The organism is Mesorhizobium sp. Root102 (assembly GCF_001425625.1).
In the GTDB taxonomy this organism is placed as follows: Bacteria; Pseudomonadota; Alphaproteobacteria; order Rhizobiales; family Rhizobiaceae; genus Mesorhizobium.
In genome coordinates, this window is record NZ_LMCP01000044.1 from 48,344 (window position 1) to 66,002 (window position 17,659).

Here is a 17,659-nt window from a genome sequence, read left to right on the forward strand (position 1 = left end):
CTCTTCGCCGCCAATACATGCCGCTCGAAAAGCATGCTCGGCGCCGCCGTTTCAGCCACCCCAAGGAAGTCTTTATGAGCAATTATCTGTTCGATGCGTTCCGGTCCCGGATGCCGGAGCCAGGACGCCTGCTGATGGAAACCGAAGACGGCGGCTCGCTCACCTATGGCGACATGCTGGCGCGCTCGGCGCAGCTGGCGCATGCGCTCTTGCAACTGGATGTCGAACCCGGCGACCGCGTTGCCGTGCAGGTCGAGAAGAGCCCGGAAGCGGTCCTGCTCTATCTCGCTTGCCTGCGTGCCGGCGCCGTCTTCCTGCCCCTCAACACCGCCTACACACTGGCCGAGCTGGAGTATTTCTTCGGCGATGCCAAACCACGCCTGGTCGTCTGCGATCCGGCAAGGGCAGCCGACATCGCGGCGTTGGCCGGAAAATCGGGCGCCACCACCGTCACACTCGGCCGCGACGGTGAGGGATCGCTGACCGATCAGGCCTCGCGGCTACCGGCGGATTTTCATGACGTGGCGCGCGGGCCGGATGATCTCGCGGCGATCCTCTACACGTCGGGAACCACCGGCCGCTCGAAAGGCGCTATGCTCAGCCACGAGAACCTCGCCTCCAACGCCCGGGTGCTGGTCGAGCACTGGCGTTTCACCGGAGACGACGTGTTGATCCACGCATTGCCGATCTTCCACACCCATGGCCTGTTCGTCGCCACCAACGTCATCCTGATGGCTGGCGCCTCGATGCTGTTCGAGCAGAAGTTCGATCCGGCCCGCATCGTCTCGCTGCTGCCGCGGGCCACGGCGCTGATGGGCGTGCCGACCTTCTATATGCGCCTGTTGCAGCAGGATGGTCTGGACCGCGAGGCGGCGAAGAACATCCGTGTGTTCATTTCCGGTTCGGCGCCGCTGCTGGCCGAGACGCACAACGCCTGGCGCGAGCGCACCGGCCACGCGATCCTCGAACGCTACGGCATGACCGAGACCAACATGAACACCTCGAACCCCTATGAGGGCGAGCGGCGCGCCGGTACGGTCGGTTTCCCCTTGCCTGGCGTCACGCTTCGCATCGCCGATCCCGACAGCGGCGCGGCGCTTGCGCAGGGCGAGGTCGGTATGATCGAGGTGAAGGGCCCAAATGTTTTCGGCGGCTATTGGCGCATGCCGGAGAAGACCAAAGCGGAATTCCGCGCCGACGGCTTCTTCATCACCGGCGATCTCGGCATCGTCGACGCCGACGGCTATGTCCAGATCGTCGGGCGCGGCAAGGACCTGATCATTTCCGGCGGTTACAACATCTATCCGAAGGAACTCGAAAGCGAGATCGACGCGCTTGACGGGGTTAGCGAAAGCGCCGTCATCGGCGTTGCCCATCCGGATTTCGGCGAAGGCGTCACCGCTGTCGTCGTGCGGGCGCCGTCATCGCAGATCACCGGGGCCGAAATTCTCGGTGCCATCGCTGAACGCGTGGCGAAATACAAGCACCCGAAGCGGGTGATCTTCGTCGACGAACTGCCGCGCAACACCATGGGCAAGGTGCAGAAGAATCTGCTGCGCGACACCTACAAGGACCTCTATGCCTCCTAGGGTAATACCAGCAAAATAGCGCGGTTCGGCGGTTCCGTGAAACGATGGACCGCCCTGGAACCGCGTCGGCAGTCGGGTCAGCCTGGATACAACAGCTCGGCGACATGCTCGGCGATCGCCAGGCTGGCCGTCAGGCCGGGGCTTTCGATGCCGAACAAATTGACGATGCGGCCGGCGCCATGGTCGGCCGGACCCTGGATCGTGAAGTCGGCAGCCGGCTGGCCGGGGCCGGACAGTTTCGGTCTGACGCCGGCATAGGCCGGCTGCAGGGCGCCGTCGGCAAGCTCGGGCCAGTAGTGCCGGATCGCCTCGTAGAAGACAGCGCTTCGGCGGGGATCGACCGTATAGTCGAGGTGGTCGATCCATTCGACATCCGGACCAAAGCGCGCGCTGCCGGCAAGGTCGAGGGCTAGATGCACGCCGAGGCCGCCATTGACCGGCACCGGATAGATCAGCCGCGAGAAGGGCGACCGACCCGAAAGCGAAAAATAATTGCCTCGCGCCAGCCACAGCGGTGGAACGAGGTCTTGTGGAAATCCCTCGATCCGGTTGGCCAGGGCTTGGGCATCGAGACCTGCGGCATTGACGAAGGCGTCGGTTTTCAACGCGAAGATATCGCCCATGGCATCGCGCGTATCGATCCGGATTCCATCGGTTTCAACAGCCGCTCCGGCGACAGTGGTGAGGAAGGCAAACGATGCGCCGGCAGCCTCCGCATCGCCGCGCAGCGACAGCATCAGCGCCTGGCTGTCGACGATGCCGGTCGACGGCGACAGCAGCGCGCCGGCGCATCTCAGCGCGGGTTCGAGACTTTCGGCTTGTGCCTGCGTAAGCAGACCGAGATCGCCAACCCCGCAACTCTGGGCATTGGCCCTGATCGCGCTCAGCCTGTCCAGCTGATCCGGTTCGACGGCGACGATCAGCTTGCCGGTGCGGTCATGGCCGATGTTGTGCTCGCGGCAATAGGCGTAGAGTCGTTCACGGCCTTCGGCGCACAGCCGGGCCTTCAGGCTGCCCGGCGCATAGTAGATGCCGGCATGGATGACTTCGGAATTGCGCGAGCTGGTGACCGTGCCGATCGTGCCGGCCTTCTCGACCACCAGCACCTCGCGTCCCGACAAAGCGACCGCCCTGGCAATGGCGAGCCCGACGACACCGGCTCCCGCAATGACACAATCGAAATCATGCATGGCCTGATATCATCGGGCGGAGTCGGAGCCGGCTGCAAAAACCTCGGCGCCGCCGATCCAGACGCTCTTCATGTCGAGATCGTCCGACAGCAAAACGATATCCGCCACCGTGCCGTTGGCGAATCGCCCGAGCCGATGCGATTGCCCTATGGCCTGCGCCGCATAGAGCGAGGCCATGCGCAACGCTTCCGACAAGTCCAGCCCGACAACCCGGTGGACGTATCGAACTGCCGAGATCATGTCGAGATCGGCACCCGCCAGCGTTCCGTCGGCAAGCCGCAGGCTGCCATCCCGGCGGTAGATGGTGCGCCCGTTCAGCATGAACGAAGTCATGTCGGTGCCGATTGTCGCCATGGCGTCGCTGACCAGCACGATCTTGCCGGGACCTTGCTTGGCGCGCAGCGCGATCTTGATGGTGGCGGGATCGACATGGATGCCGTCGGCGATAAGACCGGCGGACAAGGTGCCGATGTCGATGGCCGCGCCGGCCAGACCTGGCTCGCGATTGCCGATCTGGCTCATCGCGTTGAACAGATGGGTGACAAGGCTCGCGCCGGCTTCGGCGAAGGCGCTGGCGGTGGCGTAGCCGGTGTCGGAATGGCCAAGACTGACGATGACGCCGGCCTTGGCGAGCGCCGCGACGCGCGCCGGCTCGACGGATTCCGGCGCTACGGTGGTGAGCAGCACCGGCAGCTTTTGCCGCGCCGCGATCAGCATCGCCTGGTCGGCATCGAGCATCGGCCGGATCAGTGCCGGATCATGCGCGCCCTTGCGGGCGATCGAAAGATGCGGGCCTTCGAGATGCAGGCCGAGGAAGCCCGGCACTTTCCGCAGCGCCGCTGCTTCGCCAGAGGCGACGGCGGCGGCGGTGATACCGGGCGTGTCGGTGATCAGCGTCACAAGCAGCGCCGTGGTGCCGAAGGGCGCATGCGCCTTGCAGATGGTTTCGATAGAGGCGACATCGGGGTGGTCGTTGAGCATGACGCCGCCACCGCCATTGACCTGCAGGTCAACGAAGCCCGGGGCCAGAACGCCGCCGCCGGTGTCGACGACGCGGATATCCGAGGGGATGGCACCCGTGGGCAAAATAGCCTCGACGAGGCCGTCGCGCACGACGAGCGCGTGGCCTTCATGCCAGTCATCGCCGTCGAAAATCCGGGCGCCGGTCAGGGCAAAACGGTCGCTCATACGGTCTCCGTCACCTTGCGAAGGTTGCGCGGCGTGTCCGGATCGAGGCCGCGATGGCGAGCGAAGGCCTCGACGAACATGTAGAAGGAAACGATCAGCGTCAGCGGATCGGTCAGCGGATGGCCGGTGGCGACATGCGGCAGGCGCACGGCGCGCTGGGCAAGTGCCGAGGTGACGAACACCGGCGCGCCCTTGGCTGCCAGGCTGTCGGCGGCTTCGGCGATGGACGGTTCGGACGCGTCGCGCGCAGCCAGCGCCAGCACCGGAAAATCGGGTCCGATCAGCGCCAGCGGGCCATGCATGACCTCGGCGGCGCTGTAGGCCTCGGCATGCATGCCGCAGGTCTCCTTGAATTTCAGCGCCGCCTCGTTGGCCATCGCCGCCGACGGGCCGCGGCCGAGGATGAACAGCGACTTCTGCTTCTCGATCGTTTCGGACAGCACGCTCATCCAGTCGCAGGCGATCGCCTGGCGGAAATGCCCGGGCAATTGGGCGAGTGCCGCCAGCAGCGCATCGTCGCCGGTGGCATGCGCCATCAAAGCGAGACCGGCGACAGCGGAATTGATGAAGGTCTTGGTGGCCGCCACGCTGCGCTCGGGGCCGGCCAGGATATCGATCGCATAGTCCGAGGCGCGCGCCAGCGGCGAATCGGCGGTGTTGGTGATGGCGACGGTCAGCGCGCCGCCGGCCCGCGCGGTTTCGGCCATGGCGACGATGTCGGGGCTCTTGCCCGACTGCGAGATCGCCAGGCAGGCCGAGCCGGCCAGCCTGAGCTTGCGGCCGTAGATCGAGGCGATGGACGGTCCGACCGACGCCACGGCCAGTCCAGCGGTCAGCTCTACGGCATATTTCATGAAGGTGGCGGCATGGTCGGACGAGCCGCGCGCCACGGTGACGATAAACTGCGGGTCGCGTTCACGGATGCCGCGCCCGGCTTCGGCCAGCACGGTGCCGGAGCCGTCGAGCAGGCGGGCGACGGCTTGCGGGATCTCCTCGATCTCGCGCCGCATATGGGTCATTTCTGTAGACCTGGTCGGCTCTGTCGTCATGGTCGGGCCTCTTCGCTCGGCCCTGTCAGCCGCAGTTCGGCGACGAAATCATAGGCGTCGCCCCGGTAGATGGAGCGGGTGAATTCGATCACCTTGCCGCTCGCCAGATAGGAAATGCGTTCGATGTGCAGGCCGGCGATGCCTGGCGGCACTTCGAGCAGGCGCGCGTCGCTGTCGCCGAGATTGGCGGCGGAAATGCGCTGCACCGCGCGCACCGGCCGGTTGCCGGTCAATTCCAGCGCCGCATAGAGCGAGGAGCCTATATCGGCGGGATCGGGCAGCACGCTGGCCGACAGCGAGGCGCGTTCGATCGCCAGCGGCGTGTCGTTGGCAATGCGCAGGCGCGCCACGCGTGCCACCAGTTCGCTCGACGACAGGCCGAGCACCATCATCTCGTCGGGCGAGGGCGCGTAAAGGCCGCGATCGAGCCAGGCCGAACGCACCGCCATGCCGCGCCGCGCCATGTCCTCGGTGAACGAGGTCAGCCGTGACAGCGACTGTTCGACACGCTCCATGCGCGGCGCCACGAAGGTGCCGGAGCCGTGGCGCTGCACCAGGATGCCGCCCTTGACCAGGTCCTGCACCGCCTTGCGCACGGTGACGCGCGAAATGTCGGCCTTGGTGGCGATGTCGCGCTCGGAGGGCAGCGCGTCGCCCGGTCCGATCAGGCCGCGATTGACCGCGTCCTCGATGCTCTTGCGAAGCTGCAGATAGAGCGGCGCGCCGCTCTGCGCCTGATGTTTCAGCGTGGCGAAAATCTGGTCGGCGGCCTCGCTCATCGCGCCGCCTCCGCGTGTCCGGCAAAAAGGCGGACCGCCATCTGCACCGCGCCGCCCAGTGCGTCGTCGAGCGGCGGCTTCAGCAGAGCCCGGTAGCGGGCAGACAGCCGCGGCGCGTAAAGCGGCGCCAGCCCACCGAGCAGGCAAAGCGGCGCATCGTCCGCGAGATCGAGCGCGCCGAGCGAGGCCTCGACATCGGCGACCACCCTGTCGAGGATCCAGTTGGCGACGCTGTCGCCTTTCTCTGCATGCTCGAACACCTTGGGCGCGAAGCCGCCGAAATCGCCCGGCTTGGCATTGGTGGTGAATTCGACCACGTCCTCCGGATTGTTGCGAAAAACGGCCAGCATGCTCTGCGTCAGCGGCGAGCCGGCGCGGACGCCGTCATAGGCAAGCAGTGTCTGTTCGAGCAGGTCGCGGCCGATGCGGGCGCCGCTGCCCTGGTCGCCGACCTGGAAGCCCCAGCCGCCGATGGCGCGCGATTTGCCGTTCTTGCGCGCCATATAGGCGGTGCCGGTGCCGAGGATCGCCATGGCGCCGTCACCCGAGCCGACAGCGCCTTCCAGCGCGATTTCGGCGTCGGTCTCGACGCGGCTGATGCTGAACGGCAGGATCGCTTCGAGCTGCTGCCGGTAGGTGCCGACATTGGCGCCGGCAAGGCCGAGAATTGCGGATGTCTGCGGGATCAGTTCCGGATCCTGCCCGGCGGCGATGAACGCCTGCCTGGCGGCATCGACGATGTTCGAGCGGGCGCCGGTCAGATCGGTGCGGATGTTGGCGGCGCCGCTCTTGGCGCGGCCAATGACTGCACCATCCGCTGTTGCCAGGGCGGCCCTGCAGCTGGTGCCGCCGCCATCGATTCCGAGTACGAAATTCACGTGAATTCTCCTCCGGGCGGATAATACCAATAAAATACCAATAGCCAAGGGTTAATTTCCGTTTCAAAAAGATTAAGGTGTATTTTATTGAAAAACCAAGGCATTTCGTCGGCTCAGCGATTTCCGACCAGCGAATTCGTTAATGCGTGTGGACAAGTGGTATTTTTTTGGTATTGTTCCGGTATTGGAGGAACCGGGATGGCCGAAACGCGCACCGAAGCGCTTCACCAGAATGCCGAGGGGCTGGATATCCAGGCCCCGGACGCCATCCTTTCCTATTTGGCCGATGCGCAGATCGAAGCCGCAACGGTCGTGCGCCAAGCCATTCCATCCATCGCCAGGGCGGCCGAGATCATCGCGGGCAGGCTGAACAGCGGCGGCAAGCTTGCCTACGCCGCGGCCGGCAGCTCCGGCCTGATGGCGCTGGCCGACGCACTGGAATTGCCGGGTACCTTCGGCATTCACCGCGGCCGCATCGCCATCCTGATCGCCGGCGGCGACGATGCCTTCCGCACACTGGCCGGCGGGCCGGAAGACGACACCGAGGAGGCCGCGGCAGCGGTCGCCAATGCCGGCATCGGCAAGGGCGACTGCCTGATCGCCATTTCGGCCAGCGGCACGACGCCCTATGCCGTCAAGGCGATCGAGGAAGCCACCCGTCGGGGTGCCGCTACCATCGGCATTGCCAACAACAGGGGCACGCCGCTGCTCAACCTGGCCGATGTGGCGGTCCTACTCGAAACGCCGCCGGAACTGATCGCCGGCTCGACGCGCATGGGCGCCGGCACCGCCCAGAAGATCGCGCTCAACATGCTGTCGACGCTGACTGCGGTGCATCTCGGCCATGTGCATGACGGCTACATGGTCAATTTGATGGCCGACAACATCAAGCTGCGCGACCGCGCGGCGCGCATCGTCGCCGCCGTCAGCGGGCGCGGCACGGACGAAGCCGCCCGCCTGCTCGAAAAGAGCGGCGGCGCGGTCAAGACCGCCATTCTGCTTGCCGCCGGCGCCGACAGCGCCGACGCGGCGCAGAAGATACTGGAAGAGGCCGGCCAGAAGCTGCGGCCGGCCCTTTCCGCGCTGGGGCATGATCCCGAAAAGTGGAAACCGGTTTTTGGGAAAGATCATGCCCGAACAAAGAAATAGAGCCATGTTTCATCCCGATTTCCATCGGGGGAAACAGGGCTTGCGAGGGGAGCAAGGCGTCAAAAGCCTCTGTTCTCATCAAAACCGAACCTGAAAAAGGTCAACAGGGAGACTGAGCATGACAACGAAACTACTGACGGCACTGCTTCTGGGCACCAGCATTCTCGGCTCGGCCGGGGTTGCCTATGCCGCAGACGTAACGCTCAACATCGAAAGCTGGCGCGGTGACGACCTTGCCATCTGGAAGGACAAGCTGATCCCGGCTTTCGAAGCCAAGAACCCGGGCATCAAGGTGGTGTTCGCGCCGTCGGCTCCAACTGAATATGACGCGGCGCTGGGCGCCAAGCTCGCCGCCGGCTCGGCGGGCGACCTGATCACCTGCCGCCCGTTCGACAAGTCGCTTGAACTGTTCAAGAAGGGCAACCTTGCCGACCTCTCGGCGCTGCCCGGCATGGAAAATTTCTCGCCGGTGGCCAAGTCCGCCTGGCAGACCGACGACGGCAAGTCGAGCTTCTGCGTGCCGATGGCCTCGGTCATCCACGGCTTCATCTACAACAAGGACGCCTTCGACAAGCTCGGCATCAAGGTGCCGGAGACCCGCGACGAGTTCTTCGCCGCGCTCGATAAGATCAAGGCTGACGGCACCTACATCCCGATGGCGATGGGCACCAAGGATCTCTGGGAAGCCGCGACCATGGGCTACCAGAACATCGGCCCCAACTACTGGAAGGGCGAGGACGGCCGCGCGGCGCTGATCAAGGGCGATCAGAAGCTGACCGACAAGGACTGGGTCGCGCCGTATGAGGAACTGGCCAAGTGGAAGCCTTATCTTGGCGACGGCTTCGAGGCCCAGACCTATCCGGACAGCCAGAACCTGTTCACGCTCGGTCGCGCCGCCATCTACCCGGCCGGATCGTGGGAAATCGGCCTGTTCAACACCCAGGCCCAGTTCAAGATGGGCGCGTTCCCGCCGCCGGTCGAGAAGGCCGGCGACACCTGCTACATCTCCGACCATACCGATATCGGCATGGGCCTGAATGCGGCTTCGAAGAACGCCGACGCGGCCAAGACCTTCCTGTCCTGGGTGGCCTCGCCGGATTTCGCCACCATCTACGCCAACGCGCTGCCGGGCTTCTTCAGCCTGAACTCCGCGCCGGTGAAGATGGAAGACCCGCTTGCGCAGGAATTCGTCTCCTGGCGCGGCAAGTGCAAGTCGACGATCCGCTCGACCTATCAGATCCTGTCGCGTGGCACGCCGAACCTCGAGAACGAGACGTGGGTTGAATCGGCCAACGTAATAAACGGCACCGACACCCCGGAAGCTGCGGCCAAGAAGCTGCAGACCGGTCTCGACAGCTGGTACAAGCCGGCCAAGTAAGGGCTCAGGCAACGGGACCGGCCGGGCGCATGCCTGGCCGGTTTCGGACCAGCCTGATCATTCAGAGTGCGTCCATTCAGAATGCGATTGTTGGCACCGCCTCTCGGCCTTACCCTCCCTTTGTGGGGAAAGGCTAGCTGATCAGTCGCAGGCCTTTGTTCTTGCCGCATCGGGCAAGAATGTTCGGGCCGTGCATCGAGGCATCAACTAGCATCGATACCCTTTGGAACCGAGAGACGGCGGGGACCGAACTCATGGCCGCAGATATCAGACCGAAAAGACCGTTCCGCTGGCACATCGGCATCTTCCTGGCGCCGGCCGTGCTTGTCTACACGGCGATCATGATCCTGCCTTTGGCCGGTACGCTGCAGCTCTCGCTGTTCCGCAACATCGAGCAGCACCAGGTCTTCGTCGGGCTGCAAAACTTCCGCATGCTGTTCGGCGATCCCAACTGGTCGGTGGGTTTCTGGAACGCGCTCAGGAACAACACCTGGTTCTTCATCATCCACATGGTCGTGCAGAATCCGATCGGCGTCATGCTGGCGGCCCTGCTGTCCAGCCCAAGACTGAGATTTGCGGCCTTCTACCGCACGGCGATCTTCGTGCCGACCATCCTGTCCTTCGTCATCGTCGGCTTCGCCTGGAAGCTGATCCTGTCGCCGCTATGGGGCGTGGCGCCGCATCTGATGGATCTTGTCGGGCTGAAAAGCCTGTTCACGCCATGGCTGGGCAAGGAACAATATGCGCTGACCGCGCTCAGCCTGATCTCGGTGTGGCAGTTCGTCGGCATTCCGATGATGCTGATCTACGCCGCCCTGCTGTCGATTCCCGAAGAGGTGATCGAGGCGGCTGAATGCGACGGCATCACCGGCCTGTCGCAGTTCTGGAAGATCAAGCTGCCGCTGATCCTGCCGTCGATCGGCATCATCTCGATCCTGACCTTCGTCGGCAATTTCAACGCCTTCGACCTGATCTACACCGCGCAAGGGGCGCTGGCCGGACCGAACTATTCCACCGACATTCTCGGCACCTTCCTCTACCGCGCCTTCTTCGGCTTCCAGCTGCAAACCGGCGACCCCAACATGGGTGCGGCGATCGCCACGATGATGTTCCTGATCATCCTTGGCGGCGTCTGCGTCTACCTCTTCCTCGTGCAGACGCGCCTGCGTCGCTACCAGTTCTGAGGGGCAAGAGATGAGCACCGCCACCCGTTCGCTGCCCCGCACCATCGGCGCCCACGCGATCCTGTTGACCTACACGGTGATCGCGCTGTTTCCGGTGATCCTCGTCATCATGAACTCGTTCAAGTCGCGTGCCGGCATCTTTGGCGCGCCGCTGACGCCGCCGACGCCAAAGACCTTCGACCTGATCGGCTACACCACCGTTATCGGCCAGGGCGACTTCATCCACTATTTCCAGAACAGCCTCGTTGTCACCGTCGCATCGCTGTTCTTCGTGCTTCTGTTCGGCGCCATGGCTGCGTTTGCGCTGTCGGAATACCGCTTTCGCGGCAATTCGCTGATGGGCCTCTATCTGGCGCTCGGCATCATGATCCCGATCCGCCTCGGCACTGTCGCCATCCTGCAATTGATGGTGGCGAGCGGACTGGTCAACACGCTGACGGCGCTGATCCTGGTCTACACCGCGCAAGGCCTGCCGCTCGCCGTCTTCATCCTGTCGGAATTCATGAAGCAGGTGTCCGACGATCTGAAGAATGCCGGCCGCATCGACGGCCTGTCCGAATACACCATCTTCTTCCGGCTGGTGCTGCCACTGGTCAGACCGTCGATGGCGACGGTCGCCGTCTTCACCATGATCCCGATCTGGAACGATCTGTGGTTCCCGCTGATCCTGGCGCCGTCGGAAGAAACCAAGACGGTGACGCTCGGCGCGCAGCTCTTCCTCGGCCAGTTCGTCACCAACTGGAACGCCATCCTGGCCGCGCTGTCGCTGGCGATCATGCCGGTGCTGATCCTCTACGTCATCTTCTCGCGGCAGCTGATCCGCGGCATTACCTCCGGAGCCGTCAAGTGAGTTCGCAAACACCCCTGCGCGTCGTTGTCGCCGGCCTCGGCAATATGGGCCGCAGCCATGCGCTGGCCTTTCACACCAATCCTGGCTTCCAGATCGCCGCACTGATCAACCGCTCCGACGTGCCGCTGCCGGAAGGACTGTCGGGCTATGGCATCAGGCGCTCCTTCGACGAGGCGCTGCGCGAGGAAAAGCCGGATGTCGCCTGCATCGCCACCTATTCCGACAGCCATGCCGACTATGCGGTGAAGGCCTTCGAGGCCGGCTGCCATGTCTTCGTCGAAAAGCCGCTGGCAACGACCGTGGCCGATGCCAAGCGTGTCGTCGCGGCGGCCAAGGCCAACGGCAGAAAACTGGTGATCGGCTACATCCTGCGCCATCACCCGTCCTGGATCAGGCTGATCGCCGAGGCGCGCAAGCTCGGCGGCCCCTACGTCTTCCGCATGAACCTCAACCAGCAATCCTCGGGCCATACCTGGGAGACGCACAAGCAGTTGATGCAGACGACGTCGCCGATCGTCGACTGCGGCGTGCACTATCTCGACGTCATGCTGCAGATCACCGATGCGAAGCCGATCGAGGTGCGCGGCATGGGGGTGCGGCTGACCGAGGAGGTGGCGCCCTCGATGTACAATTATGGCCACCTGCAGGTCCTGTTCGATGACGGTTCCGTCGGCTGGTATGAAGCCGGCTGGGGGCCGATGATCTCGGAAACGGCGTTCTTCGTGAAGGACGTCATTTCGCCGAATGGCTGCGTGTCGATCGTCATGAAGGAGGGCGTCAAGTCCGATGACATCGACACCCACACTAAGACCTCGACCATCCGCCTGCACAGTTCCGCGACCGGCGCGGACGGCAGATTCGTCAAAGCCGACGAAATGCTGTCGATGGAAGGCGAACCCGGCCACCAGGACCTCTGCGACCTCGAACAGGCCTTCGTGCTGAAGGCGATCCGCGAGGATCTCGATCTCACCAAACACATGGACGACGCGGTCAAATCGCTCGCCGTCTGCCTTGCCGCCGACGAGAGCGTGCGCAGCGGCGCCGCCGTGAAACTCTAGAACAGGGACGAAGCCGTGGGCTCGCTGAACATCGAGAACGTGAAGAAGGCCTTCGGGCCGGTCGAGGTGCTGAAGGGCATCAACCTCGAAGTGAATGATGGCGAATTCGTCGTCTTCGTCGGCCCGTCCGGCTGCGGCAAGTCGACCTTGCTCAGGGTCATTGCCGGACTGGAGGATTCGACCTCGGGCCGCGTCGTCATCGACGGCGAGGATGTCTCGGCCACGCCGCCGGCCAAGCGCGGCATCGCCATGGTGTTCCAGACCTATGCGCTCTACCCGCATCTGACGGTGAAGAACAATATGGGCCTCGGCCTCAAGCAGGCCGGCACGCCCGCGGCCGAGATCGAGCGCCGCATCGGCATCGCCTCGTCGATGCTGTCCCTGGAACCCTATCTAGAGCGGCGGCCGGCCGAACTCTCCGGCGGCCAGCGCCAGCGCGTCGCCATCGGCCGCGCCGTGGTGCGCGAGCCCAAGCTTTTTCTGTTCGACGAACCGTTGTCGAACCTCGACGCGGCGCTGCGCGTCAACACGCGTCTGGAAATCGCGCAGTTGCACCGCCGGTTGAAGGCAACGATGATCTACGTCACCCACGACCAGGTCGAGGCGATGACGCTGGCCGACAAGATCGTCGTGCTCAATGCCGGCCGTATCGAGCAGATCGGCGGCCCAATGGAACTCTACAATTCGCCGGCAAATGAGTTCGTCGCCGGCTTCATCGGCTCACCGAAGATGAATTTCGTGGACGGCGCTCGCCTCGGCGAAACGGCCAAGACCATCGGCGTGCGGCCGGAACACCTGACCGTCGATCCGACATCCGGCGCCTGGAAGGGAACGGTGGTGCACGCCGAGCACCTCGGCGCCGACACCAATCTCTATCTCGACTGCGAGAAGGCCGGGCTGATCACCGTGCGCATTTTCGGCGTCTACGATGCCGAACCGGGCGCGACGCTGTACGCGACGCCGGATCCGGCGAAGACCTATCGGTTTGGAGCGGATGGGAAGGTGTTGAAGTAATCTGGTGCGCCGACGCTTCTTCCCTTCTCCCACAAGGAGAGAAGGGAAGAGCTGCGCCTACACGTCAGCCTTGAACGTCTGCTTCTGCTGGCCGAGTCCTTCAATGCCCAGCTCCACCACATCACCCGCCTTCAAGAACACCGGAGGCTTCATGCCGAGGCCAACGCCGGGCGGCGTGCCGGTGGAGATGATGTCGCCGGGGTGCAGCGACATGAACTGGCTGAGATAGGACACCAGATACTTGACGCCATAGACCATGGTCTTGGTCGAGCCGTTCTGCATCGTCTTGCCGTTGACCGTCAGCCACATCTTGATGTTCTGCGGATCGGCGACCTCGTCCTTGGTCACCAGCCACGGGCCGGTCGGACCGAACGTGTCGCAGCTCTTGCCTTTGGTCCATTGGCCTTGCCGCTCGGCCTGGAAGGCGCGTTCGGAGACATCGTGGGCAACGCAGTAGCCGGCGACGTAGTCGAGCGCGTCGGCTTCGTTGACATATTTCGCCGTCTTGCCGATGACCACGGCCAGTTCGACTTCCCAGTCGGTCTTCACCGACCCGCGCGGGATCAGCACGTCGTCATTCGGCCCGACAATGGCCGAACTTGCCTTCATGAAGATGATCGGCTCCGGCGGCACGGTGGCGCCGGTTTCGGCGGCATGGTCGGAATAGTTGAGGCCGATGCAGATGAACTTGCCGGTGCCCGCAACGCAGGCGCCGAGGCGCGGGCTGCCGGAAACCGCCGGCAGCGATTTCGGATCGAGCTTGGCCAATGCCGCCAGCGATGCCGGATCGAGTGCCTTGCCACCGATGTCGGCGACGTGGCCAGTGAGATCGCGGATCGTTCCATCCGCATCGAGCAGGCCGGGGCGTTCGCTCCCGACCTCGCCATAGCGCAGCAGCTTCATGTCATGCTCTCCTCAGTCAGATTGGTTCAGATCGACCAGCCGCCGTCGATATTGTAGGCCTGTCCGGACGTATAGGTGGCGCCGGCCAGGTAGACGGCGAGATCGGCGATTTCCTCCGGCGTGCCGAGCCGGCCCATTGGCTGGCGGGCGATGAAGGCAGCGCGGGCGGCATCGTAGTCGCCTTGCGCGTGCATGCGGTCCTGCAGCGACGGGCTCTCGACCGTGCCGGGGCAGATGGCGTTGCAGCGTATGCCCTTGCCGACATAGTCGGCGGCAATGGCCTTGGTCAGGCCGATGACGGCCGCCTTGGTGACGCCATAGGCGAAGCGGTTCGGCACGCCCTTGCCGGCGCCGGCAACCGACGACATGTTGATGATCGACCCGTCGCCGCGTTCCAGCATGCCGGGCAGCACCGCCCGCACCGTGCGGATCATGGCGCGGACATTGAGGTTGAAGGCGAAATCGAGATCGGCGTCCTTCATCTCGAGGATCGAGCCGGAATGGACGAAGCCGGCGCAGTTGAACAGCACGTCGACGACACCGATCTCGGCAAACGCGGCGTTGACCGCCTCGTCGTTGAGCACGTCCAGCTTGCGGGTCTTGATCCCTGGCGTCTTGGCGAACTCCGCCAGCAGCGCCTCGTTGATGTCGGTGGCGTAGACGGTGGCGCCAGCTTTTGCGAAGGCCAGCGCGCTCGCCTTGCCGATGCCTTGCGCCGCCGCCGTGACGACAACGATCTTGCCTGCCAGATCCGCCATGCTGTTCTCCTTCTGGGATCGTCCGGGTCTATCGGCAGTCGGCCACGGCGTCATGGGCCAGTCGGACGCCACTATGCGGCCTGCGCGCCTGTCAGCCCACAGATAAAGATGTTTTTTCTGGTTAAAGAACATGCGTCCGGGCGTCAAGCCCGAACGCGTGACCTTCGCGACGGCAGATGTAATGCACATCGCCAGTCCTGATGCAACGGCTTGTATGACAACCGGGCAACTTGTTGCGCTGCCTTGGTTCGTCCAATCGCAACGCGCCTTAGCGACGTTCAGTCGCCGTAAGGCACCCAGACGTTCTTGACCTCGACGGCACGGCGCAGCAGGGCATCGCCGGCAACCTCGTCGGATGCCCAGTCGAGGCTGCGGCCATTGCCGGTCCAGACGCGCTTGAGATTGCCGACGGAGTCGGCCTCCGCCTTGGCGCAGGTGTCGGCATCGGCAAACAGCCAGAGCCCGTCGACATCGTCGTGCTTGGCCAGAACGCCTGCAAGTTCCGCGGTGCGGCCGGTGACGATGTTGATGGCGCCGGCCGGAACGTCGGAATACTCGATGACCTGATAGAGATCGGTGGCCAGCAGCGGATAGCGCTCGGACGGCACGGCGACCACCGTGTTGCCCATCGCGAGTGCGGGTGCGATCAGCGAGATCAGGCCAAGCAGCGGCGAGCTATCCGGCGCGACGATGCCGACGACCCCGACCGGTTCATGCAGGGCCAGCGTCACGGCTCGCGCCGGCGGCTGGTGCACGCGGCCCTCGAACTTGTCGGCAAGGCCGGCATAGAGGAACAGCCGCTCGATAGTTTGGTCAACTTCTTCCCGCGCGGCCTTGGGCGTAGCGCCGGTTAGCTCGATGAGGCGAGCGGCAAACTCGCCGGCGCGGCCGGAAAGGTTCTCGGCAAGATAGTAAAGCACCTGGGACCTGTTATAGGCGGTCGCCTCGGGCCAGCTCTTGCAGGCGCGGGCTGCGGAGACGGCATCGCGGATATCCTTGCGGCTGCCGAGCCCGACCTCGCCGGCAAGCTTGCCTTTGGCGGTGGCGATGGTCAGCGAATAATTGCCGTCCGGCCGCACCTGTTTGCCGCCGATGAACAGCTTTGCCGTGCGGTCGATCGTGTCGCCGTCCGGCTGCTCGGCAGGCTTCGCCGAGATCGTCGCCGGCTTGATGACCGGGCCGAGCGGCAGTTTCGCCGTGAGATATTCGAACATGCCTTCACGCCCGCCTTCGCGGCCGAATCCGCTTTCACGGTAACCGCCGAAGCCGCAGGCGGCGTCGAACATGTTGGTACCGTTGACCCAGACGACGCCGGCCTTCAGCTGCGGCGCGACATGCAGGGCAAGGTTGACGTTCTCGCTCCACACCGAGGCGGCGAGCCCGTAGCGCGTGTTGTTGGCAAGCTCGATCGCTTCCTCGGTGTTGCGGAAGGTCATGGTGGCCAGAACCGGGCCGAACACCTCTTCCTGCGCCAAGATATTAGCCGGCGAAACACTAGTGGCGAGCGTCGGCAGATGGTAGTAACCGGAGGCAGGCAGCGCCGCATCCGGCTGCCAGCAGACAGCGCCTTGCCTGGCGCCTTCGGCGACCAGACCCTTGACGCGGTCGAGTTGTGTCAAGTCCACCAGCGGGCCGATGTCGGTGTTCTTGTCCAGCGGGCTGCCGACGCGCAGCCGGCTCATTCGTGTCTTGACCTTGGCGATCAAAGCGTCGGCGATGCCTTCCTGCACCAGAAGCCGCGAGCCGGCGCAGCAGACCTGGCCCTGGTTGAACCAGATGCCGTCGACCAGTCCCTCGACGGCGCTGTCGAGATCGGCGTCTTCGAAGACGGTGAAGGCAGATTTGCCGCCGAGTTCCAGCGACAACTTTTTCCCTGACCCGGCGGTGGCCTTGCGGATGATCTTGCCGACCTCGGAAGAGCCGGTGAAGGCGATCTTCTGGATGCCGGGATGGTTGACGATGGCCACGCCCGCCTCAGGCCCGCCCTGGACGATGTTGACGACGCCTTTCGGCACGCCTGCTCGCTCGCATATCTCGGCGAACAGAATGGCGGTCAGCGGTGTGAATTCGGCTGGCTTCAGCACCACGGTGCAGCCAGCGGCGAGCGCCGGCGCGATCTTCCATGCCAGCATCAACAGCGGAAAATTCCACGGGATGATCTGGCCGACGACACCGACGCCTTTGTGGCCGGGAAAATCCCTGTCCAGCGCCTGCGCCCAGCCGGCATGGTGGATGAAATGGCGGATCGCCAGCGGCACGTCGATGTCGCGGCTTTCGCGGATCGGTTTGCCATTGTCGATGGTCTCCAGCACCGCGAACAGGCGCTGGTGCCGCTGCATGGCGCGGCCGATGGCATAAAGTACCTTGGCGCGCTGATAGCCTGAGGCTGCCGACCACTTCGGCAGCGCCTTGGTGGCGGCCGCAACCGCCGCATCGATATCGGCGGCACTGGCGTCGGACACTTTCGCCAGCAGCTTGCCGGATGACGGCTCGCTGGTCTCGAAAGTCTTGCCGCCGGAAGCGGCTTTCCAGTCGCCGCCGATGAACAGCGCCTTGGAAAAGTCGCGTGCGGCAAGCCATGCGTCGGCCTCGTTGCGGGCTTCCGGCGCCGGGCCGTACTCCATGGCGTGATAGCGATCGAGGATATTCATCAGGTGCCTCCTTCACCCTCCCGCCTGGGAGGGTCGATCGG

At 64.4% G+C, this 17,659-nt stretch carries 15 protein-coding genes; 7 read left to right on the forward strand and 8 right to left on the reverse strand.

All coding sequences use genetic code 11. The features are described 5' to 3' along the window. Positions 1-74: 74 nt before the first annotated feature. A complete protein-coding gene (locus ASD12_RS24885) occupies positions 75-1,589 on the forward strand; it encodes a malonyl-CoA synthase (protein WP_056592641.1) in 1,515 nt (504 codons plus the stop codon). A gap of 77 nt (positions 1,590-1,666) precedes the next feature. Here the strand turns inward: ASD12_RS24885 and ASD12_RS24890 are convergent, their stop codons facing one another. The 5 genes from ASD12_RS24890 to ASD12_RS24910 are packed head-to-tail and all read right to left on the reverse strand — an operon-like array spanning position 1,667 to position 6,673. Next, positions 1,667-2,779: an NAD(P)/FAD-dependent oxidoreductase gene (locus ASD12_RS24890; RefSeq protein WP_056592644.1), complete on the reverse strand. Its 1,113-nt coding sequence runs from the start codon at positions 2,777-2,779 to the stop codon at positions 1,667-1,669. Positions 2,780-2,788: 9 nt separating this feature from the next. Further along, positions 2,789-3,967, reverse strand: a complete 1,179-nt coding sequence (gene nagA, locus ASD12_RS24895) for an N-acetylglucosamine-6-phosphate deacetylase (RefSeq protein ID WP_056592647.1) — start codon at positions 3,965-3,967, stop codon at positions 2,789-2,791. After that, positions 3,964-5,016 carry an SIS domain-containing protein gene (locus ASD12_RS24900; protein WP_082525669.1) on the reverse strand — a complete coding sequence of 351 codons (1,053 nt, stop codon included), beginning with the start codon at positions 5,014-5,016 and terminating at the stop codon, positions 3,964-3,966. The genes nagA and ASD12_RS24900 overlap by 4 nt, the downstream gene beginning before the upstream one ends. Continuing rightward, positions 5,013-5,795, reverse strand: a complete 783-nt coding sequence (locus ASD12_RS24905; protein ID WP_056592653.1) for a GntR family transcriptional regulator — start codon at positions 5,793-5,795, stop codon at positions 5,013-5,015. The genes ASD12_RS24900 and ASD12_RS24905 overlap by 4 nt, the downstream gene beginning before the upstream one ends. Next, complete coding sequence (locus ASD12_RS24910) at positions 5,792-6,673, reverse strand: N-acetylglucosamine kinase (RefSeq protein WP_056592657.1); 882 nt, start codon at positions 6,671-6,673, stop codon at positions 5,792-5,794. Before ASD12_RS24910 ends, ASD12_RS24905 begins: the two co-directional genes overlap by 4 nt. 198 nt (positions 6,674-6,871) lie before the next feature. Here ASD12_RS24910 and ASD12_RS24915 point away from each other — a divergent pair, with 198 nt between their 5' ends. The 6 genes from ASD12_RS24915 to ASD12_RS24940 all read left to right on the forward strand — a co-directional run bounded on the left by ASD12_RS24915 (position 6,872) and on the right by ASD12_RS24940 (position 13,306). Beyond that, positions 6,872-7,822 (forward strand): N-acetylmuramic acid 6-phosphate etherase, encoded by a 951-nt coding sequence (locus ASD12_RS24915; protein ID WP_056592660.1) that lies wholly within the window; start codon positions 6,872-6,874, stop codon positions 7,820-7,822. A 118-nt stretch (positions 7,823-7,940) separates the two neighbouring features. Continuing rightward, positions 7,941-9,200, forward strand: a complete 1,260-nt coding sequence (locus ASD12_RS24920; protein WP_056592663.1) for an ABC transporter substrate-binding protein — start codon at positions 7,941-7,943, stop codon at positions 9,198-9,200. Positions 9,201-9,454: 254 nt separating this feature from the next. After that, positions 9,455-10,384 carry a sugar ABC transporter permease gene (locus tag ASD12_RS24925; protein WP_056592666.1) on the forward strand — a complete coding sequence of 310 codons (930 nt, stop codon included), beginning with the start codon at positions 9,455-9,457 and terminating at the stop codon, positions 10,382-10,384. Positions 10,385-10,394: 10 nt separating this feature from the next. After that, a complete protein-coding gene (locus ASD12_RS24930) occupies positions 10,395-11,234 on the forward strand; it encodes a carbohydrate ABC transporter permease (protein WP_056592669.1) in 840 nt (279 codons plus the stop codon). Further along, entirely contained in the window at positions 11,231-12,292 is a 1,062-nt protein-coding gene (locus ASD12_RS24935; RefSeq protein ID WP_056592672.1) for a Gfo/Idh/MocA family oxidoreductase, read from the forward strand. Before ASD12_RS24930 ends, ASD12_RS24935 begins: the two co-directional genes overlap by 4 nt. Before the next feature lie 15 nt (positions 12,293-12,307). Next, a complete protein-coding gene (locus tag ASD12_RS24940; RefSeq protein ID WP_056592675.1) occupies positions 12,308-13,306 on the forward strand; it encodes an ABC transporter ATP-binding protein in 999 nt (332 codons plus the stop codon). A 57-nt stretch (positions 13,307-13,363) separates the two neighbouring features. On the opposite strand, the gene ASD12_RS24945 is transcribed toward ASD12_RS24940, so the two are convergent. From ASD12_RS24945 to ASD12_RS24955, 3 genes are all read right to left on the reverse strand, one after another. Then, on the reverse strand, positions 13,364-14,209 hold the full coding sequence (locus ASD12_RS24945; RefSeq protein WP_056592678.1) for a fumarylacetoacetate hydrolase family protein: 846 nt from the start codon (positions 14,207-14,209) through the stop codon (positions 13,364-13,366). Between the two features lie 26 nt (positions 14,210-14,235). Further along, a complete protein-coding gene (locus tag ASD12_RS24950; protein WP_056592681.1) occupies positions 14,236-14,967 on the reverse strand; it encodes an SDR family oxidoreductase in 732 nt (243 codons plus the stop codon). A 278-nt stretch (positions 14,968-15,245) separates the two neighbouring features. Then, positions 15,246-17,618, reverse strand: a complete 2,373-nt coding sequence (locus ASD12_RS24955; RefSeq protein ID WP_056592684.1) for an aldehyde dehydrogenase family protein — start codon at positions 17,616-17,618, stop codon at positions 15,246-15,248. Positions 17,619-17,659 lie beyond the last annotated feature (41 nt).